The organism is Actinomadura macrotermitis, assembly GCF_009604375.1.
Taxonomy (GTDB): Bacteria; Actinomycetota; Actinomycetes; order Streptosporangiales; family Streptosporangiaceae; genus Spirillospora; species Spirillospora macrotermitis.
Genome location: NZ_WEGH01000002.1, coordinates 925,420 through 943,135, shown reverse-complemented (window position 1 = coordinate 943,135; position 17,716 = coordinate 925,420). Strand labels below are relative to the sequence as shown.

The following is a 17,716-nucleotide window of genomic DNA, read 5'->3' as shown; positions in this document are numbered from 1 at the left end:
GGCAAGCCCTGCGCAGCATATTGCGTCGTTCCAGGTGGGGTGGTTGACCGATGAAGGTGTCGGTGGCTCGCGCCGTAGACCGCGGAGTCATATTCGCTGCGACGGTGATGCTCGCGTGCAAGCAGTATGGTTTTCCTTCCGAACGCACTTGGGACAGCTTCAACGGGAAATATTCCTTTGTCCTGATCGGCTTGATCGTCATTGCCGGATTCTTTGGGCTGGCTTCTCCCTTTGAATCTTTTACGCAACGTCTCCGCATTGAGCGGCGCGTAGTGATGCGTAGGCATATACTTACTGCGTTCGGCCAGCTTCTGGAGATCTGCAAGGCCATCAATCCGCCTAACAGTACGAGCGATCTTGGGTTGCATTTCTGGCAGAAGAAGCGCACCGTTCGGCATCCGCTGAACGGAGAGTTGGTCAGAATTTCCACTTATCGCCTTGGGGCGGCTCCGGCCACCCGGAAGCTGCGACCCCGGTTGGGTGTCGGAGTGGTGGGTCTCTGCTGGAAATATGATCAGGAGACCGGGGTCAACGTAGAAGAAGTCGCGCGCTCCCTCGTGGACAGGGACACCTTCGAATCCTTTCGCGATCAGAAAGGGGTGGATGCTGTCATGGGATTCACCTGGGAGGAGTTCCAGCGCTACAGCCACCGCGGTGCTGTCTTCGCCAGTCCGGTGCGAAACGCTCGCTCAAGATTCGTGGGATGCGTGAGCTTCGATGTGTCCCGTGGTTATGATGACATGGATGTGCAGCGCGTTTGGCACGTGCTGAATTCATTGAGCTTCGTTCTCGGACAGGATGGATTCGAAGATGCCTGATTCTGTGCTTGAGATTACACGTGCAACTTGCGCCGTCTATGATGCCAATTCAGATCTCTATGGTGATATATCGGAAGAGTATGGCCGGTTTCCCGGGTTGCTGGAGGAAGTAGTCGATTTTGCGGAGCGTGCACCAGGAGGTCTGCCCTTGCTGGACCTGGGATGCGGTAGCGGCCGGGATGGCCGTTTCCTGGCTTCGCTTGGCCGTCGGGTGGTTGCGGGTGACTATGCTCCGGCGATGCTGGTATGGGCGCGCGACCGGTCTCTCGAAGAGGGTGACTCCTTGCGTTTTCTGCGGCTGAACGCCCTCGAGTTGCCCTTTTGTGAATTTTCCATCGCGGGTGTGTGGGCATCGGGCAGCCTGCTGCACGTTCCACTGGCTCGAATGGAACAAGCACTGAGGGAGGTTTACCGAGTCCTCGTCCCGGGCGGCATAACCAAAATCAGTATGCGCAGCGGTGAGGGTGAAGGCTGGAAGAGCGGCGGGTCGCTTGAAGGTGAGCGGTGGTTCACGTTCGTTAGTCCGGAAGTCTTCGCGGAACATCTGAGATCGGCGGGTTTTGCCAATGTGCAGACGCGATTTTCGGGGCGCCCGGGGTGGTATGTCGCATTCGGTGTGCGCTGAGCCCGTTATTTCCACGTATCGGGGTCGCAGTTGGGAGCAGCCCTGCGTATTCCTCCTCTGGGATCGGCGACATCGCCTTGGTGTCGAGGGATGATGTGAATATGCAGGTGGTCGATGGTTCTGCCGGCGGCCTTTCCATCGTTGATGCCGATCGTGTACGCCTCGGGCAAGTACTTCTCGTCGAGTATGTCCTTGGCCTCGTGTATCAGCTCATAGGCACTGAGTATCTCACTCTCGTTAAGCTCGAAAAATGACTCGATATGTCTCTTGGGGACGATCTCGATATGGCCGGGGTTGGCTGGGAAATTATCGTACCGGGCATAGAATGCCTCGTTCTCGCACATGATCGTATTGAGGGTCGAGTCTTCTGGGTGACAAAAGATGCAGTCGCTATGGCCGACATGGGACTGGGGGAGTGATTTGTTTTGAATCTGTCGACGACGCCCCAGGTAGCGGCTCCCGGGCAGCCGCCAACGATTATTTACTTCTTTGCCTGAAGTGTCTGCTATGAACATTCTCTCCCCTATGATGAAATATCCAGTAGTATGTGGAAGGTGAGGGCGGCCTTTGATTTGTTGGACCGTTCGCCTGCGTTGCAGATGGTAGCGACAGTGTGACGCCGCCTGGAGGCAAGTGGTCACGCTTGGTCATATGAGTCGCGAGAAACATGGCGGTCGACTTGCTGACCTAGTTGACGCATTCGTCCACCAGGCCACGGTACGACCCTGGCCATTTCGGCTGCAAGAGAGGGAGCCGATGATCAGCGGGGCCGGTATCGTCCGTCACGGACAAGTGAACTGGACATTGCGTACGTTTCTCTCCCATCTGACCTGCTGAAGGATGAGAGTGATTCGGATGAAGCGATCCGCTGATACCTGATGACCGACCAAGGGCTATGGAGTGGAGAGGTCGGGCTTCCCCACACCGCACGGAGAACTTCATGGTCGTGGCAACCCCCCACGGGATTGGTGTGTGCGACGCCCTCTCGAGCGGATCCAGACTCGCGGCTGGGGCACGAACAGTTCGGTGCGGCGGAACAACATCCCACGCCTCGACCTTGACCGGCAGGCCCCTTACGGCTTAGCGCGTTACCTTTGCCGGAGCGGCGTCGTCCGATACTCACCTTCCGCGCGACGCCGGCTTAGGTGGCGTCGCGCGGAAGGCGGCCGGGCCTTCCCACGTGCTCTCGGCGGTCAGCGCGGGAGCTGGCCGGGCTTGTCGACGACGCCGCTGGCCAGCAGCGCGCTGTGGCCGATCAGGGTCCCCTTCCTGCCCTCGTCGGTGTCCTTGACCAGGACGGTGCGCGACCCGAGGTAGGCGAAGGTCTTCCGGTCGAAGATCCACTCGGTTCGGCCGGCGCCCGTCACCCGGGAGACGGCCACCCCGTGCCGGCCCGCCGCGTCGACGGCGTCGGGCACCATCACCACGCCCGGGATGCGGGCGGCGGCGCGGTACAGGGCGGCCGTGACGCCCGGCGGCAGGATGCTCTCGTTGACCAGCTTGCCGATCTCGTCGAAGGCGAGGCCCTCCTTGCTCTGGTCGTCGCCCTTCCGGTTCTTGCGCTCCCGGTAGATGCGCCGCAGGATCGCGTCCGGGTCGGTGGGGAACGCCGACACCCTCTTGTAGCTGTAGACGTTCTCCCCGGTGACCCCGTCGAGCGGCCCCCCGTTCTCGCGCATCATCCCGTCGACGCCGGTCGGCAGCGGCGACACCCAGGCCTCTCGGACCGCATGCTTGCCGTGTGTCACCGTCCGCTTCCTGTCCCTGCCGGTCACGATCTCGGTGTAGATCTGCTTGGTCTTGGTGTAGATGAACTGGTCGTCGCGCACGGTCACGGCGGGTTTGTTCGCGGCGACCAGCGAGATGCGGTCGAGGAGCATGGCGGCGTTCCTGGGCGCGGGACCGTCGACGGCGACCGGTCGCGGGCGGCCGCCGCCGTCCGTGCCGACGGCCACCGCGCCGGCCACGGCCGCCGCCGCGAGCGGGACCGCGAGGGCGGCGACGGCGAGGCGGCGCCGGGGTCTGCGCGTGGGGGCGGGCTCCTGGATCTCCAGCATGAGGTGCTCCTTGAGGAGGCGGTGGCGGCTGCCGGAGAGGTCGGGGTCCCCCGGAGCGGGCAGCAGCCCGGCCAGTTCCGCGCGCTCGGCGGGGTTCGGGCCCTGTGGCGGGGTGACGCTCATCGGTACCTCTCCTGTGTAAGCCGGACCGCTTCGGCGCGGTCACCATCCAGCTGTCCGAGCGGGACGCCCGGTTCCCGTTCTCCGCCGCCCTTCTGGGCACGCAGCTCGGCGTCGGTGAGCTCGCGCAGGCGCTTGCGGGCCCGCGACAGCCGCGAGCGGACCGTGCCGACGGAGACGCCGAGCGCCTCGGCCGTCTCGGCGTAGCCGAGCCCCGACCACACCACGAGCAGGAACACCTCGCGGTCGGCCTTCCGCAGCCGGCCGAGGGCGGCCTGGGCGGCGGCGAGCCGGTCCGCGTCGGCCATCCGCCCGACCAGGTCGTCGGCGAAGTCGGGCAGCGCGTCGCCGCGCGGCAGCCGGGCGAGCGCGGCCCGGTGCCGGCGGGCCGCCCGGCCGGTGTTGCGCAGCACGTTGGTCGCGATGCCGAGCAGCCACGGCCGCAGGCTCTCACCGTCCGGGCGGATCCGTTCCCGCAGCCGCCAGGCCTCCAGGAAGGTCAGCGACACGATGTCCTCGGCCGCCGCCCGGTCGCCGAGCACCCGGAGCGCGTGGCGGTAGACCACGCCCGCGTCCTCGTCGAAGATCTGCGCGAACGCGGCCTGGTCCCCGGCCCGTATCCGGGCCCGTAATGACGACTCCACGTCCTGTCCTGTCCGGAGGCCGGCGCCGGGTTCCCGTGATGTGGATCACAGCGCGCGCCGGTGCGGGGCGATCAGCCGGAGAGGGCGCCGGTCCACTCGCCGGCGAGGAGGCGGTAGACGACCTCGGCGGGAGGCCGGTCGGGGCCGGCGATCAGCGTGAAGCCGAGGCGGTCGGCCACGGCGCGGCTGCGGTGGTTGGCGGCGGCGGTGCTCAGGATGACGCGCTGCAGGCCGAGCGTGCCGAACCCGTGGTCGAGCAGCACCGCCACCGTCCTGGTGACCAGCCCGCGGCCCTCGTGCCCGGCGTCGATCCAGTAACCGACCTCGCCGGACCGGCCGGAGACGCGCAGGTTGGCCGCGCCGACCAGCCGCCAGCCGCCCGGGCGGGGCGTCGCGATGGCCACCGGGACCTGGGTGCCGTCCAGGGCGGCCCTGAGGTTGGTCTCCAGCCGCGCCCGCGTGTTCTCCAGGGTGAGCGGGACGGGGCAGGCCCCCGGATCCCAGCGGGCCAGCCGCTCCTGGTTGGCCGCCAGCAGCTCGTGGAAGGCCTCGGCGATCGCGGGCGTGCGCAGCAGGAGGGCGGCGTCCGGACCGAGCGAGTGGACGAACCGCGCCGGCGTGGTCATGGCCATGCGCCCAGCAGATCACGCGCCGGGCCCCGCGCGGCGCGGCAACGCCGACCGGGCGCGGTCGTGGACCTCGGGGCGCCGGTGCTGGAGCGTTGGCCCCATGTCTCTTCGCACTGTGCGGGTCACCCCGGAGCTCCAGGACTACATCGTCGCGCACAGCGGCGGCACCGATCCGCTGCTGGAGGAGCTGGCCGCCGAGACGGCCGGGCGGTTCGGCGACAGCGCCGGCATGCAGATCGGCGCCGACCAGGGCGCCCTCATGACGCTGCTCGCCCGCGTGACCGGCGCGCGGGACGCCGTGGAGGTCGGCACCTTCACCGGCTACTCCTCGATCTGCCTCGCGCGGGGGATCAGCGGGCGGCTGCTCTGCTGCGACGTCAGCGAGGAGTGGACGTCGGTCGCCCGCCGCTACTGGGCGCGGGCCGGCCTGGACGACCGTATCGACCTGCGTCTCGCCCCCGCCCTGGACACCCTGCGCGCGCTGCCGCCGGGCACCGCGTTCGACCTGGCCTTCGTGGACGCCGACAAGCCCTCCTACGGCGCCTACTGGGAGGAGCTCGTGCCGATGATCCGGCCGGGCGGCCTGCTGCTGGCCGACAACACCCTGTGGGAGGGGCGGGTCGTGGACGGGTCCGATGACGAGGAGACACGGGCCATCCGCGACTTCAACGACCGGGTCGCGCGGGACGGCCGCGTCCAGCAGGTCATCGTCCCCATCGGCGACGGCCTCACCGTCGCGCGCAAGCTCTAGGGCCAGGCCCGCAGCGCCAGGACGGCGATCTCCTCCAGTTCGGCGCGGGTGGCGCCGTCCTGGGCCTGGCGCGACATGCCCTGGACGGTCGCGGCGTAGAAGCGGGCGAGCGCGTCGGCGTCGGTTCCGGGAGGGAGCCGGCCTGCCCGGACATCTGCCTTGATGCGGTCGGCGATGAGGGCCTTCGTGGCCTCGCGCTGGGCGCGTAGTTCGGCCTCGACGTCGGCGTTCTCCGGGCCGTGGTTGGCGGCGGCGGTGATGACGAGGCAGCCCGGCGGATGGGACGGGTCGCTGTAGTCAGCGGCGGCCGTGCGCAGCATGGCGGCGATGCCTTCGCGAGCGGTCGGCGCGTCCTGCAGCGCGCGCGCTGTGGCGGCCCCGTAGGTCTCCTGGTACCGCTGCACGCACTCCGAGAACAGCCTGCGCTTGTCGCCGAAGGCCGCGTACAGGCTCGGCGGCCGGATCCCCATGGCGCCGGTGAGCCCCGCGATGGACGTGGCCTCGTACCCGTGCCGCCAGAACTCCGCCAGGGCCTTCTCCAAGGCGGCGTCCCGGTCGAAGGCGCGCGGGCGGCCGGCGGGCTTGGTCATGCCCGCATTGTATAGCGGTCGATACAAATAGCGGGCCCGGTCATTCGACAGATGCCCGCCGGCCGGGCCGCTCCGTAGCGTCCTCAGTGTCAGCAGGAACCCCCTGAACAGCACGAATGCGGAGGACGACCATGACGCTCAAGGTGGCGGTCATCATCGGCAGCACCCGCGACGGCCGGTACGGCACGACCGTGGCGGACTGGTTCGGCGCGCAGGCCCGGCAGCGCGCGGACATGACCTTCGACATGGTCGACGCCGCCGAGGCGGCGCTGCCGCACGCCTTCGGCAGCGCCCCGGCGCCCGGCGAGATGACGGCGCGGCTGGCCGCGGCCGACGCCTTCGTGGTCATCACCCCCGAGTACAACCACAGCTACCCCGGCGGCCTGAAGAACCTGATCGACCTGCACCGCGCGGAGTGGCAGGCCAAGCCGGTCGCGTTCGTCTCCTACGGCGGGATGTCGGGCGGCCTGCGCGCGGTGGAGCACCTGCGCGGCGTCTTCGCCGAGCTGCACACGGTCACCGTGCGCGACACCGTGAGCTTCCACAACGCCTGGGGCCTGGCGAGCGGCGGCGGCCCCGACGGCTGCGAGGCCGCCGCCAAGACCATGCTCGACCAGCTGGCCTGGTGGGGCACCGCGCTGCGCGAGGCCCGCGCCGCCCGTCCCTACGGAGCCTGACCGCCATGACCACCCTGACCGCACCCCGCACCGCGCCGGCCCCGGCCGGCCCGAAGCCCATGACGATCGCGCTGGTCCTGGTACTCGGCGCGATCATGGTGTCGCTCGACACCACCGTGGTGAACGTCGCGCTGGACCGGCTGTCGCGCGACTTCGACGCCCCGCTGGCGACCGTCCAGTGGATCGCCACCGGCTACTCGCTGGCGCTCGCCGCGATCATCCCGAGCGGCGCCTGGGCGATCGGCCGGTTCGGCGCCCGCCGCCTCTACGTCACCGCGATCACGCTGTTCGCCGCCGGGTCGCTGCTGGCCGGGCTGGCCTGGAACGTCCAGTCGCTGATCGCGTTCCGCGTCCTGCAGGGCGTCGGCGGCGGCCTGGTGATGCCGGTCGGCATGACGATCCTGATGCGCGCCGCCGGGCCGGAGCGGCTCGGCCGGCTGATGAGCACCCTCGGCCTGGCGATCCTGGTCGGCCCGCTGGCCGGGCCCGTCCTCGGCGGCTGGCTGATCGACGAGGTGTCGTGGCGCTGGATGTTCTTCATCAACTTGCCGATCGGCGCGCTGGTCGTGCCGCTGGCCTGGCGGCTCTTCCCGGCCGACGGCCCGGCGCGGCGCCGCCCGCTGGACTTCGCCGGGCTGGCCCTGCTGTCCCCCGGCCTCGCCGCGCTCGTCTACGGCGTGACGGCGGGCGGCGAGCGCGGCGACTTCGCCGCACCCGGCGCGCTCGTGCCGCTGCTGGCGGGCGTGCTGCTGATCGCGCTGTTCGTGGTGCGGGCGCTGAAGGCCGAGCACCCGCTGATCGACCTCGGCCTGTTCCGCGAGCGGACGTTCTCGGCGGCGGCGGGCACGCTGGCGCTGTTCTCCGCCGGCTACTTCAGCTCGATGCTGCTGCTGCCGCTGTACTTGCAGGTCGTCCGGGGGGAGAGCGCCACGAAGGCGGGGCTGCTCGGCATCCCGTTCGCGCTGGCCTCGGGCGTGGCGATGCAGGTCGCGGGCCGGATCATTGACCGGGTCCCGCCGGGCCGCCTCGTCCCGGTCGCGATCGCGACCTCGCTGACCGGCTACGTGCTGTTCGCCCTCCAGCTCAGCGCGGACGCGTCCTATTGGGGGCTCGGTGCGGCGATGCTGCTGATGGGCGCGGGCGGCGGCGCGACGATGATGCCGGCGATGACGGCGGCGAGCCGGGGCATGACCGGCGACCGGGGACCGGCCGCCAGCACCACCGTCAACCTGATCACCACGACGATGTCGGCGGTCGGGATCGCGGTCGCCTCGGTGCTGCTGTCGGCGCTGCTGCCGGTGGACGGCGGCCTGCAGGCGCTGCACCGGCTGTCCCCGCAGGCGCACGACGCGATCGCGGCCGACCTGGCGGAGGCGTTTCAGCACGGCTACCTGATGGCCATCGGCCTGATCGCGCTGGCGCTCGTCCCGGCGCTGCTGCTGCCGCGCCGCTGAGCTCACCCGACGGCCGCGCACACTCGACGAAAGGCCCCCGGCCCGCGTGGCCAGGGGCCTTCGCCGTGTCCGGGGTCAGATGTGCTTGGTGAAGCCGCCGTCCACCGCGAACTCGGCGCCGGTGGTGCTGGCGGCGCGCGGCGAGACGAGCTGCACGACGGTGTCGGCGACCTCCTGCGGCTCGACCAGACGGCCCGTCACCATCTTCATCATCTCGGGGGCGGCGCTGTCCATCACGGTGTCGCGGTCGGTGCCGAACGCGGCCGCCATGACGTCGGCGGCGCCGCCCTCCTCGGTCCACCACGCGGTCCGCACCGCGCCGGGCGAGACGACGTTGACCCGCACGCCCTGCGGCCCATACTCCTCCGACAGCGCCAGCGTCAGGTTGTTCAGTGCGGCCTTGGCGGCGCTGTAGTCCACGTTCATCGGGGCGGGCACGTGGGCCATGCCGGTCGAGACGTTCACGATCGCCGCCGCGTCACTGGCCAGCAGGTGCGGGAGCGCCGCCCGGATGGCGCGGACGACCGCGAACAGGTTGAAGTCGAACATCCGCGCCCAGTCCTCGTCGTCGGGGGTGAGGAACCCGAACCGCGGCAGGGTGACGCCGGGCGGCGGGCCGCCCGCGTTGTTGACCAGGATGTCGAGCGCGCCGAACGTGCGCACCGCGTGCTCGACGGCCTGCGCGGGGGCGGCCGGGTCGGTCAGGTCCACCGCGACGTGCGACAGGTTCGGGCCGGCGAGCGCGTCCAGCTCCGGGGAGGTCTTGCGGGACGCGGCGACGACCTTGGCGCCCTCCTCCAGCAGGGTGCGGACGACGGCGAGGCCGATGCCCTTGGACGCGCCGGTGACGAGCGCGACGCGGCCGGCGAGCTGCAGGTCCATGGGGTTCCTTCCGAAGGCGATCGTTACGGGGGGAGGAACCCCGCCCCGCCCCGATCGGTTGCGGCGTTCTTCACTCCAGCCGGTCCAGCACCGTGTTGTGCACGTGCTGGAACATCACCGACGTGCGGAAACCGGCGATCTCGGGCCGCCGGCTGAGCCGCTCCAGCAGGAACGCGTGCAGCCCGTCCAGGTCGGGGACGGCCACGTGCAGCACCAGGTCGTCGCCGCCCGCGACCACGAACACGCTGACCACCTCCGGCATCCGCGCCACGTCCCCCTGGATCCGGTCGATCACCGCCCGGCTGAGCGGCCGGACCTGCAGCGACACCAGGGCCTGCACGCCCCGGTTCAGCGCGGCCAGGTCGATGTCGGCGTGGTAGCCGCGGATCACCCCGCGCCGGGTGAGCGCGCGGACCCGCTCCAGGCAGGTGGAGGGGGCGATGCCGAGCCGCCGGGCGAGCTCCCGGTTGGACAGCCGGGCATCCGTTTGGAGGAGCCGCACGAGCTCCGTATCAAGTTCGTCCATACCCGGATTATCAGCGCTATTTCCGGCTGAACGTTCGGCGAGATGACGCTTTCCCCGCCTGGTTGCCTACTTTCGAGCCGTTCGCCCGTCTCCTTGGAAGGAATGACGTGTCCGTTCAGCCGGCGGCCCCTCCCGCCCCCCTCTCCGCACCGGCCCCGCACCGGCTCGGCCTCGGCCAGGGCACGGCGCTGTTCGTCGGCGCCCTGCTCGGCCCCGGCATCCTGGCCCTCCCGCACCTGGCCGTCGCCGCCGCAGGGCCGGCCGCGCTCGTCGCCTGGGCGGCGCTGCTGCTGCTCAGCGTGCCGGTCGCGTTCACCTTCGCCGCGCTCGGCGCCCGCTTCCCCGACGGCGGCGGCGTCGCGACGTTCGCGGGCCGCGCGTTCGGGCCGCGCGCGGCCGGGACCGTCGGCTGGTGGTTCTTCGCCGCGGTCCCGGTCGGCACGCTCGCCGGCGCCATGATCGGCGGCGAGTACGTGGCGGCGTCCCTCGGGCTCGGCCGGGCGGGCGGCGCGCTGGTCGCGCTCGGCCTGCTGGCCGCCGCGTTCGCCGCCAACCACGGCGGCCTGCGCATGTCGGGCCGGGTCCAGCTCGCCCTGGTCGCCGCTCTCACCGTGCTGCTGGTGGTCGCGGTCGCCGCCGCCGCGCCGGACGTGCGGGGGAGCAACTTCACCCCGTTCGCGCCGCACGGCGTCGCGGGCATCGCCCAGGCGGCGGGCGTGCTGTTCTTCGCCTTCGCCGGCTGGGAGGCCGCCAGCCACCTGTCCGGCGATTTCGAGGACCCGGAACGGCTGCTGCCGCGGGCCACGGGCCTGACGCTGGTCATCGTCGCCGTCCTGCACCTCGGTCTCGCGGTGACGGTCATCGGCGCGCTCGGCGGCGAGGCGGCGACCTCGCCGGTGCCGATCGGGCTGCTGATGGAGCGGGGGATCGGCGGCGCGGCCGGGGCCGCCTCCGCCGTGGCCGCGCTGGTGCTGAGCTTCGTGGCGATGAACACCTACATCGCGGGCGGCGCCCGCCTCGGCGCCGCGCTCGCCCGCGACGGCGCGCTGCCCGGCCTGTTCGCGCGCGGCCGCCACCGCAGCCTGCTGCTGCTGGAGGGCCTCACCGTGCCGGTCTTCGCCGTGGTGCTCGCGACCGGCCTCGGGCTGGACGGCCTGATGCGCGCCACCGCCGCCTGCCTGGCCGCCGTCACGCTCGCCGGGGTCGCGGCGGCGACCCGGCTGCTGCACGGCCGGGGCCGCCTGGCCGCCCGCGTGGCGACCGCGTTCACCGCCGTGGTCGTCCTGTCGTGCGGGCTGTTCCTGCTGGTGCCCGCCGCGCTCGCCGCGCTGTACCGGATCTGTGTTGCGCGGCGCATCCTGGACATGTAATATCCAGGATATGCGAATGAGCGAGGGCGTGGAGTGGGCGCTGCACAGCTGCCTCAACCTCACCTGGGCGCCCCCCGGTGAGGCGGTGACGGCGGCGAAGCTGGCGGCCTTCTACAGCCTGCCCGCCGCGTACCTGAACAAGCACCTTCAGGCCCTCGCCCGCGCCGGGATCCTGGCATCCACGTCGGGGCCCCGGGGCGGGTTCCGGCTGGCCCGGCCCCCCGAGAAGATCACGGTGATGGACGTGGTGACCGCGATCGAGGGTCCGGAGGAGGCGTTCCGCTGCACCGGCATCCTGGCCGCGGGGCCGGGCGGCCGCACGGACGTCGACTACCGGGCGCACTGCGTCATCTCCCAGACGATGGCGGAGGCCGAGCTGGCCTGGCGCGGTCACCTGGCCGGGCGGACGCTCGCCGACCTCAAGGCGACGGTCGAGCAGCGCTTCCCGCACACGCCCGAGAACACCCGCAACGGGTTCGCGAACGCGCGGGCCTGACCCCCATGCGCTGATTCTGGATATCCAGCATCCAAGAACACTCGAAAGGATCCACCATGCAGTCCCGTATGCCCGGCATCTACTCCCTCGCCGCCGACGGCTACCAGGCGATGATCGCCCTGGAGGCGTTCATCGGGCGCGGCGGCGTGCCGCGGAGCACCCTGGACCTGGTGCGGCTGCGCGTCAGCCAGATCAACGGCTGCGCCGTCTGCGTCGACATGCACGCCCGCGACGCCAAGAAGGCCGGCGAGACCGACGAGCGCATCTGGTCGATCGCCGCCTGGCGCGAGACCCCGTACTACAGCGACGAGGAGCGGGCCGCGTTCGCCCTCGCCGAGGCCGCCACCCGGCTGGCCGACCATCCCGAGGGCGTCTCCGACGCGGTCTGGGACGAGGCCGCCGACCACTACTCCGAGGAGGACCTGGCCGTGCTGGTCATGGCCATCGCCTCGATCAACGCCTGGAACCGCATCAACGCCACCACCCGGCGCCCCGTCGCCTCCTGATCTCATTCTGGATATCAAGACTCCGAGAAAGGCAGAACCCATGCGCATCCTGACCCCCGCGGACCCCGGATTCGACCAGGCCCGACGCCCCTGGAACCTCGCCGTCGACCAGCCCGTCCAGGCCGTCGCCGAGGCGGCCGACGCCGCCGACGTCGCCGCCGCGCTCGCCTACGCCCGCGCGAACGGGCTGGCGGTGACGGCCCAGCCGAGCGGGCACGGCGCGTCCGGCGACGTCGACGGCGTGCTGCTGCTGCGCACCGCCGGCCTGGACGAGCTGGAGATCCGGCCCGACGAGCGGATCGCCCGCGTCGGCGCGGGCATCCAGTGGGGACAGGTGCTGGCGGCGGCGGGCGAACACGGCCTGATCGGCCTGGCGGGCAGCTCCCCCGTCGTCTCCGTCACCGGCTACACCCTCGGCGGCGGCCTCAGCTGGTTCTCGCGCAAGCACGGCAACGCCTGCGACGCCGTCCGCGCGTTCGACGTCGTCACCGCCGACGGCGCCGAGGCCCGCATCACCGCCGACAGCGACCCGGACCTGTTCTGGGCGCTGCGCGGCGGCGGCGGCGACTTCGCGCTGGTCACCGCGATCGAGTTCGAGCTGTTCCCCGCGCCGCACCTGTTCGGCGGCCGGATGCTCTGGTCCGGCGACCGCACGCCTGAGGTGCTGGCCGCCTTCCAGGAGATCACCGCGGACGCCCCAGAGGAACTGACCCTCTGGCTCGAGCTGCTGCACTTCCCCGGCGCCCCGCCGATGGTCGCCATCGATGCCACCTACCTGGGGGAGGAGGCCGCAGCGCGCGCGCTGCTGCGCCCGCTGGACGGCATCCCCGGCCTCATCTCCGACAGTCGCGCCCGGATGCGGATCGCCGACCTCGGCACCATCACCGCCGAGCCGACCGACCCCTCGCCCGGCGTCTCGCGCGGCGAGCTGCTGTCCCGGCTGGACGCCGAAGCGCTGCTGTCCGCGCCGATCGCCCCGCTGCTCAGCGTCCAGATCCGGCACCTGGGCGGGGCGCTGGCCCGGCCGTCCGACAGCGCCGCCGGCCCGATCGCCGAGCCCTACGCCCTCTACATGTTCGGGATCCCGTCCGCCGGCGACATCGCGGCGCGGCAGCGGGAGATGGCGGACGCGCTCGGCGACGCGGTCACCGGCCGCAAGCCGTACAACTTCCTCGCCCCGCACGAGCCGGCCGCCCTCGCCTTCGCCCCGGACACCCTGGACCGGCTCCGCAAGCTCAAGGAGGGCCGGGAGATCATCCGCGCCAACCACCCCGTTGTAAGTAAATGAACATTCGTTTATTATCTCTGCCATGGCACGACCACGCACCACCACCGACGAGGCGCTCCTGACGGCGGCGGGCCGGGCGATCGGGCGGCACGGCCCGGCCGGCCTGACCCTCGCCGCCGTCGCCGCCGAGGCCGGGGTGTCCCCGGCCACCCTCGTCCAGCGGTTCGGCTCCAAGCGCGGCCTGCTCCTGGCGGTCGCCGAGCGGGCCGCGCGCGACACCGCCGCCCCCTTCGACGAGGCCCGCCGCGCGCACCGCTCGCCCTTGGCCGCGCTGACCGCCGCGCTCGCCGCCATGGCCGAGCCGGTCCGCTCCCCCGAAGAGCTGGCCGGGCACCTCGGCTTCCTCCAGCTCGACCTCACCGACCCGCAGTTCCGCGAGCACGCCACCCGGGCGACGACGCGGATGCGCGAGGAGATCGCCGCGCTGCTCGCCGACGCCGTGAGCGCGGGCGAGCTCGGGCCGGACGCGGCCGTCGGCCGGCTGGCCCGCGCCGTCCAGGTCACCTACAACGGCGCGCTCATCACCTGGGCGCTCACCGGCGAGGGCGACCTGGCCACCGCCCTGCGCGCCGACCTCGACCACCTGCTCAAGAAGGAGCGAACGGCATGACGTTCACCGGCAAGGTCTTCATCGGCACCAGCCTCGACGGCTACATCGCCCGCCCCGACGGCGACATCGGCTGGCTGACGAGCCGCGGCGAGAAGGCCGGGCACGACCTCGGCTACAAGGAGTTCATGGACGGCGTCGGCACCGTCGTCCTCGGCCGCGTCACCTACGAGAAGGTCCTCGGGTTCGGCGCGGACATGTGGCCGTACGAGGGCAAGCGGGTCGCGGTGCTGAGCACGACCCTGGCCGACGACGACCCGCGCGTCACCGTGCACCGCTCGATGGACGACCTCGTCGCGTCCCTGGAGGGCGGCGTGTACGTGGACGGCGGCCGCGTCGTCCAGGCCTTCCTGCGGGCCGGCCACATCCACGAGATCACCGTGTCGACGGTCCCGGTCCTGATCGGCGCCGGCTTCCCGCTATTCGGCGAGCTGGACGCCGACGTCCCCCTGACCCTCCAGCGGACGGCGGACATGGGCGCCGGCATCGTCCAGACCACCTACACCGTCGACCGCTGACGGCAGCGGGACGGCGACGGCGTCGTACGGGGTGTCCGAGGTGGGCGGCGTGTCGAAGCGGGCGTTGGGGAGATACAGCCGGTGCCCGTAGACGGCCATGGTCGCCGGCACGTCGAACCGGGGATCGCCCACCCGCCGCATGACGCGGCCCTCGGTCCCCGCCGCGTTCAGCCGCAGGACGGTCACGACGTTGAGCCGGTTCTGCACCGCGTACAACGTCCGGCCGCGCAGCAGCAGGCCGTCGCCCTCCGGCAGCGACTCGCCGTGCAGGTCCACCCGGCGGGTCACGCCGGACCGGTCCACCCGGAACAGGCCGCCGGTGTTGGACTGCACGACGATCAGCCCCCGGCCGTCCGGGGTCGGCGTGACGCCGTTGGCGTTGAACCCGGCGCGGTAGACCAGGTCGCCGGTGAGCGGGATCCGCTCTGCGGCGGCGGGCAGCCGCCCCCCGCGCAGCGGCAGCTTGTACAGCACCGGGTTGGTGGAGTCGGTGAACCACGCGGCGCCCTGGGTGAGCACGACGTCGTTGACGAAGGCCGGGCCGCCGGTCAGGCGGTAGGACGCCAGCACCCGGCCCGTGCGGACGTCGAGGACCCGCGCGTCACCGCCCGTGCCGCCCGCCACGAAGAGCCGCCCGCCCGGGCCGACCTTCATGCCGAGGGACGGCGTGCCGGGCCCGCGGCTGAAGATCGCGCCTCGCCCGGTGCGCAGGTCGGCGCGGTAGATGGAGCCGTCCGCCATCGAGCCGAAGAAGGCGAACGGGCCGGCGCCGGTCGCGACGCCCTCGGGACGGAACCCACGCGGCAGCCGGATCGTGTCCGGGAACTCCGCCGCCTGGACGGGGGAGGCTGACGCGACGACCAGCCCGAACGCGGCGAGCATTTTCCGAAACATGATGAAAGTCCTTCCTAGTGCGATGCGCGGCTTGAGGCGACGACCGGCGCCGCATCAGGGACCGAAGGGGCCTTCGTAGTGACGCGCTCCAGGGCCCAGAGCACGAGGGTCCCGGCGGAGAAGAGGGCGCCGAGGACGCACACACCGCCCCACCCGCCTCTCGCCCAGACCACCGACGTCAGCGCGGAACCCGCCGCGCCGCCGAGGAACAGCGAGGTCATGAAGGCGGAGTTGATCCGGTTGCGGGCCTCCGGCCGGAGCGCGTAAAGGACGTTCTGCGTGCTGTTGAGCACCGCCTGGTGCGCCAGGTCCAGCACGACCACGCCGATGAGCAGCCAGAACAGCGACCGCGCCCCGGCGGCGGCCGCCGCCCAGGACGCCACCAGCAGGACCGCCCCCGCGCCGGACACGACCTGGACGAGCCCGCGGTCGGCGAGCCGGCCCGCCACCGTGGCGGTGAGCGCGCCGACGACGCCGGCCAGCCCGAACAGGCCGATGGCCGACTCCGACCAGCCGTAGGGCGGGCGCGCCAGCAGGAACGTCAGCGCCGTCCACAGCACGCTGAACGAGGCCATGCTCAGGGCGCCGATGCCGGCCCGCCACCGCAGCAGCGGCTCGTGGCGGAACATCGCCAGCGTCGAGCGCAGCAGCCCGGGATAGGAGAAACGCCGGTCGCCGCCCCCGAGCCGCGGCAGGAAGACGCGCAGCAGCACGGCCACCACCACCATCAGGACGGCATTCACCCAGTAGACCGTCCGCCAGCCGCCCAGCTCCGACAGCGTCCCGGACGCGGTGCGCGCCAGCAGCAGGCCGAGCATCAGCCCCGTCATCACCGTGCCGACGACCCGTCCGCGTTCGGCCGGGTCCGCCAGCGACGCCGCGAACGGCACCACGACCTGCGCCCCCACCGAGGTCAGCGCGGTCAGGGCCGTGCCGATCAGAAGCACCGTCCCGTTGACCGCGGTCGCCGTCACCAGCAGGAACACCGCGGTCAGCGCATAAAGAGAGACGGCGAGCCGCCGCCGCTCCACCAGATCGCCGAGCGGCACCAGCAGGATCAGCCCCAGCGCGTACCCCACTTGTGCGGCCGTCACCGTGAGCGCGGCCAGCGAGGGGCCGAGCCCGAGCTCCCGGCCGATCAGGTCGAGCAGCGGCTGGGCGAAGTAGTTGCCCGCGACCGCCGCCCCGGTGGCCACCGACATGAGCAGAAGCAACCCGCGCGGCAAACCGCCCGAACCATGTCCAGTCATGGCCTCAGCCTCACCGGTGAACGATCAATGAGTCCAACACATGCTTGTCATGGACGCCGATCGTGATCCACGATCGCTTCGTGGAACTCCAGCAGATGCGTTACGTCGTCGCCGTCGCCGAGACGAGCAACTTCACCCGCGCCGCCGAGCGGTGCCTGGTCGTCCAGTCCGCGCTGAGCCACCAGATCGCCCGGCTGGAGCGCGAGCTGGGCGCCAGGCTGTTCGACCGCACCAGCCGCCGCGTCCGGCTGACCCCGGCCGGCGAGGCGTTCCTGCCCGCCGCCCGCCAGGCCCTCGACGCCGCCGAGCGGGCCCGCGACGAGGTGGCGGCGGCCGCCGGCGAGATCCGCGGCCGCCTGGCCATCGGCGCCATCCCCACCGTCGTGGCGGTCGACCTGCCGGCCGCGCTGAAGGAGTTCCACCTGCGCCATCCCCGGGTGCGGATCACCCTCCGCTCGGGTGCCAGCGAGTGGCTGGCCGAACAGGTGCGGCAGGGCGCCCTGGACGTCGCGTTCCTCGGGCTGCCGGTGGGCGCGCGCCCCAAGGGCGTCCGCGGCCGCGAACTGGCGCGCGGCGAACTCGTCGCGGTGGTGGCCCCCGCCCACCCGCTGGCGACCGGGAGGGACGTGGACCTGCACCGGCTGGCGGACGAGCCGTTCGTCGACTTCCCCCCGGGCACCGCCGCCCGCGCCCAGACCGACGAGGCGTTCGCCGCCGCCGGCGCCCGCCGCGAGGTCGCCTTCGAGATCACGACGGTGGACTTCATGGCCGGCCTGATCCGCCAGGGCCTCGGCGTCGGGATGCTGCCGGCCGCCTTCGCGCCCGAACTCCCCGGCCTGTCCGTCCTCCGCGTCCGCGACGCCCCGGCCCGCATGGAGCACCTCATCTGGAGCGGCTTCCCGTCCTCGCCGGCCGCCGCCGCGTTCCTGTCCACCGTGAACGGCGGAGCGGAGGCGGCCCCCGCCGATTACTGAACCGGCCCCATGGACGGCGCCCCCGCGCTGTACGAGGATC

At 71.7% G+C, this 17,716-nt stretch carries 21 protein-coding genes; 12 read left to right on the top strand and 9 right to left on the bottom strand.

Annotated features, from left to right (window positions below; translation table 11 throughout):
* Positions 1–50 precede the first annotated feature (50 nt).
* Entirely contained in the window at positions 51–818 is a 768-nt protein-coding gene (locus ACRB68_RS16205; RefSeq protein ID WP_153533284.1) for a hypothetical protein, read from the top strand.
* Positions 811–1,443, top strand: coding sequence for a class I SAM-dependent methyltransferase (locus tag ACRB68_RS16200; protein ID WP_194293335.1), 633 nt, complete (start codon positions 811–813; stop codon positions 1,441–1,443). The genes ACRB68_RS16205 and ACRB68_RS16200 overlap by 8 nt, the downstream gene beginning before the upstream one ends.
* Before the next feature lie 5 nt (positions 1,444–1,448).
* On the opposite strand, the gene ACRB68_RS16195 is transcribed toward ACRB68_RS16200, so the two are convergent.
* The 4 genes from ACRB68_RS16195 to ACRB68_RS16180 form a co-directional block, all read right to left on the bottom strand.
* On the bottom strand, positions 1,449–1,958 hold the full coding sequence (locus tag ACRB68_RS16195; RefSeq protein WP_153533282.1) for an HIT family protein: 510 nt from the start codon (positions 1,956–1,958) through the stop codon (positions 1,449–1,451).
* A gap of 678 nt (positions 1,959–2,636) precedes the next feature.
* A complete protein-coding gene (locus ACRB68_RS16190) occupies positions 2,637–3,623 on the bottom strand; it encodes a CU044_5270 family protein (protein ID WP_153533281.1) in 987 nt (328 codons plus the stop codon).
* Complete coding sequence (locus tag ACRB68_RS16185) at positions 3,620–4,264, bottom strand: RNA polymerase sigma factor (RefSeq protein ID WP_328594280.1); 645 nt, start codon at positions 4,262–4,264, stop codon at positions 3,620–3,622. The genes ACRB68_RS16190 and ACRB68_RS16185 overlap by 4 nt, the downstream gene beginning before the upstream one ends.
* 71 nt (positions 4,265–4,335) lie before the next feature.
* Positions 4,336–4,896, bottom strand: a complete 561-nt coding sequence (locus ACRB68_RS16180; protein ID WP_153533280.1) for a GNAT family N-acetyltransferase — start codon at positions 4,894–4,896, stop codon at positions 4,336–4,338.
* A gap of 97 nt (positions 4,897–4,993) precedes the next feature.
* On the opposite strand from ACRB68_RS16180, the gene ACRB68_RS16175 reads away from it, so the two are divergent.
* Entirely contained in the window at positions 4,994–5,644 is a 651-nt protein-coding gene (locus tag ACRB68_RS16175; RefSeq protein WP_153533279.1) for an O-methyltransferase, read from the top strand.
* Here ACRB68_RS16175 and ACRB68_RS16170 read toward each other — a convergent pair.
* Positions 5,641–6,234, bottom strand: a complete 594-nt coding sequence (locus ACRB68_RS16170; protein ID WP_153533278.1) for a TetR/AcrR family transcriptional regulator — start codon at positions 6,232–6,234, stop codon at positions 5,641–5,643. The genes ACRB68_RS16175 and ACRB68_RS16170 overlap by 4 nt on opposite strands.
* 131 nt (positions 6,235–6,365) lie before the next feature.
* Between ACRB68_RS16170 and ACRB68_RS16165 the strand changes: the two genes are divergently transcribed.
* Both ACRB68_RS16165 and ACRB68_RS16160 read left to right on the top strand, forming a co-directional pair.
* Positions 6,366–6,911, top strand: a complete 546-nt coding sequence (locus ACRB68_RS16165; RefSeq protein ID WP_207709710.1) for an NADPH-dependent FMN reductase — start codon at positions 6,366–6,368, stop codon at positions 6,909–6,911.
* A 5-nt stretch (positions 6,912–6,916) separates the two neighbouring features.
* A complete protein-coding gene (locus ACRB68_RS16160; RefSeq protein WP_153533276.1) occupies positions 6,917–8,365 on the top strand; it encodes a DHA2 family efflux MFS transporter permease subunit in 1,449 nt (482 codons plus the stop codon).
* 75 nt (positions 8,366–8,440) lie between these two features.
* Here ACRB68_RS16160 and ACRB68_RS16155 read toward each other — a convergent pair whose 3' ends face one another.
* On the bottom strand, positions 8,441–9,247 hold the full coding sequence (locus tag ACRB68_RS16155; protein ID WP_153533275.1) for an SDR family NAD(P)-dependent oxidoreductase: 807 nt from the start codon (positions 9,245–9,247) through the stop codon (positions 8,441–8,443).
* Positions 9,248–9,317: 70 nt separating this feature from the next.
* Entirely contained in the window at positions 9,318–9,773 is a 456-nt protein-coding gene (locus ACRB68_RS16150; RefSeq protein WP_153533274.1) for an Lrp/AsnC family transcriptional regulator, read from the bottom strand.
* Positions 9,774–9,880: 107 nt separating this feature from the next.
* Here ACRB68_RS16150 and ACRB68_RS16145 point away from each other — a divergent pair, with 107 nt between their 5' ends.
* From ACRB68_RS16145 to ACRB68_RS16120, 6 genes are read left to right on the top strand one after another with little or no spacing between them, the layout of a single operon-like run.
* Positions 9,881–11,143 carry an amino acid permease gene (locus ACRB68_RS16145; protein WP_207709709.1) on the top strand — a complete coding sequence of 421 codons (1,263 nt, stop codon included), beginning with the start codon at positions 9,881–9,883 and terminating at the stop codon, positions 11,141–11,143.
* 10 nt (positions 11,144–11,153) lie between these two features.
* Entirely contained in the window at positions 11,154–11,639 is a 486-nt protein-coding gene (locus tag ACRB68_RS16140; RefSeq protein ID WP_194293334.1) for an RrF2 family transcriptional regulator, read from the top strand.
* A gap of 56 nt (positions 11,640–11,695) precedes the next feature.
* Positions 11,696–12,145 carry a carboxymuconolactone decarboxylase family protein gene (locus ACRB68_RS16135; RefSeq protein ID WP_153533271.1) on the top strand — a complete coding sequence of 150 codons (450 nt, stop codon included), beginning with the start codon at positions 11,696–11,698 and terminating at the stop codon, positions 12,143–12,145.
* Between the two features lie 40 nt (positions 12,146–12,185).
* Entirely contained in the window at positions 12,186–13,433 is a 1,248-nt protein-coding gene (locus ACRB68_RS16130; protein ID WP_153533270.1) for an FAD-binding oxidoreductase, read from the top strand.
* A gap of 22 nt (positions 13,434–13,455) precedes the next feature.
* Positions 13,456–14,043, top strand: a complete 588-nt coding sequence (locus tag ACRB68_RS16125) for a TetR/AcrR family transcriptional regulator (protein ID WP_153533269.1) — start codon at positions 13,456–13,458, stop codon at positions 14,041–14,043.
* Positions 14,040–14,558: a dihydrofolate reductase family protein gene (locus tag ACRB68_RS16120; RefSeq protein ID WP_153533268.1), complete on the top strand. Its 519-nt coding sequence runs from the start codon at positions 14,040–14,042 to the stop codon at positions 14,556–14,558. The genes ACRB68_RS16125 and ACRB68_RS16120 overlap by 4 nt, the downstream gene beginning before the upstream one ends.
* Here the strand turns inward: ACRB68_RS16120 and ACRB68_RS16115 are convergent.
* Both ACRB68_RS16115 and ACRB68_RS16110 read right to left on the bottom strand, forming a co-directional pair.
* Positions 14,460–15,440, bottom strand: a complete 981-nt coding sequence (locus tag ACRB68_RS16115) for an SMP-30/gluconolactonase/LRE family protein (protein WP_207709708.1) — start codon at positions 15,438–15,440, stop codon at positions 14,460–14,462. The two genes, ACRB68_RS16120 and ACRB68_RS16115, sit on opposite strands and share 99 nt — an antisense overlap.
* Positions 15,441–15,466: 26 nt before the next feature.
* Entirely contained in the window at positions 15,467–16,654 is a 1,188-nt protein-coding gene (locus tag ACRB68_RS16110; RefSeq protein WP_235959403.1) for an MFS transporter, read from the bottom strand.
* A gap of 110 nt (positions 16,655–16,764) precedes the next feature.
* Here ACRB68_RS16110 and ACRB68_RS16105 point away from each other — a divergent pair, with 110 nt between their 5' ends.
* On the top strand, positions 16,765–17,676 hold the full coding sequence (locus ACRB68_RS16105; RefSeq protein WP_328594277.1) for a LysR family transcriptional regulator: 912 nt from the start codon (positions 16,765–16,767) through the stop codon (positions 17,674–17,676).
* The last annotated feature ends 40 nt before the right edge of the window (positions 17,677–17,716 follow it).

Excerpts from the sequence above, each read along its gene's own strand:
- ACRB68_RS16205 (WP_153533284.1), top strand. The coding sequence starts at position 51 with ATGAAGGTGTCGGTGGCTCGCGCCGTAGACCGCGGAGTCATATTCGCT.
- ACRB68_RS16200 (WP_194293335.1), top strand. The coding sequence starts at position 811 with ATGCCTGATTCTGTGCTTGAGATTACACGTGCAACTTGCGCCGTCTAT.
- ACRB68_RS16195 (WP_153533282.1), bottom strand. The coding sequence starts at position 1,958 with ATGTTCATAGCAGACACTTCAGGCAAAGAAGTAAATAATCGTTGGCGG.
- ACRB68_RS16190 (WP_153533281.1), bottom strand. The coding sequence starts at position 3,623 with ATGAGCGTCACCCCGCCACAGGGCCCGAACCCCGCCGAGCGCGCGGAA.
- ACRB68_RS16180 (WP_153533280.1), bottom strand. The coding sequence starts at position 4,896 with ATGGCCATGACCACGCCGGCGCGGTTCGTCCACTCGCTCGGTCCGGAC.
- ACRB68_RS16175 (WP_153533279.1), top strand. The coding sequence starts at position 4,994 with ATGTCTCTTCGCACTGTGCGGGTCACCCCGGAGCTCCAGGACTACATC.
- ACRB68_RS16170 (WP_153533278.1), bottom strand. The coding sequence starts at position 6,234 with ATGACCAAGCCCGCCGGCCGCCCGCGCGCCTTCGACCGGGACGCCGCC.
- ACRB68_RS16165 (WP_207709710.1), top strand. The coding sequence starts at position 6,366 with ATGACGCTCAAGGTGGCGGTCATCATCGGCAGCACCCGCGACGGCCGG.
- ACRB68_RS16160 (WP_153533276.1), top strand. The coding sequence starts at position 6,917 with ATGACCACCCTGACCGCACCCCGCACCGCGCCGGCCCCGGCCGGCCCG.
- ACRB68_RS16155 (WP_153533275.1), bottom strand. The coding sequence starts at position 9,247 with ATGGACCTGCAGCTCGCCGGCCGCGTCGCGCTCGTCACCGGCGCGTCC.
- ACRB68_RS16150 (WP_153533274.1), bottom strand. The coding sequence starts at position 9,773 with ATGGACGAACTTGATACGGAGCTCGTGCGGCTCCTCCAAACGGATGCC.
- ACRB68_RS16140 (WP_194293334.1), top strand. The coding sequence starts at position 11,154 with ATGCGAATGAGCGAGGGCGTGGAGTGGGCGCTGCACAGCTGCCTCAAC.
- ACRB68_RS16135 (WP_153533271.1), top strand. The coding sequence starts at position 11,696 with ATGCAGTCCCGTATGCCCGGCATCTACTCCCTCGCCGCCGACGGCTAC.
- ACRB68_RS16130 (WP_153533270.1), top strand. The coding sequence starts at position 12,186 with ATGCGCATCCTGACCCCCGCGGACCCCGGATTCGACCAGGCCCGACGC.
- ACRB68_RS16125 (WP_153533269.1), top strand. The coding sequence starts at position 13,456 with ATGGCACGACCACGCACCACCACCGACGAGGCGCTCCTGACGGCGGCG.
- ACRB68_RS16120 (WP_153533268.1), top strand. The coding sequence starts at position 14,040 with ATGACGTTCACCGGCAAGGTCTTCATCGGCACCAGCCTCGACGGCTAC.
- ACRB68_RS16115 (WP_207709708.1), bottom strand. The coding sequence starts at position 15,440 with ATGCTCGCCGCGTTCGGGCTGGTCGTCGCGTCAGCCTCCCCCGTCCAG.
- ACRB68_RS16110 (WP_235959403.1), bottom strand. The coding sequence starts at position 16,654 with ATGTCGGTGGCCACCGGGGCGGCGGTCGCGGGCAACTACTTCGCCCAG.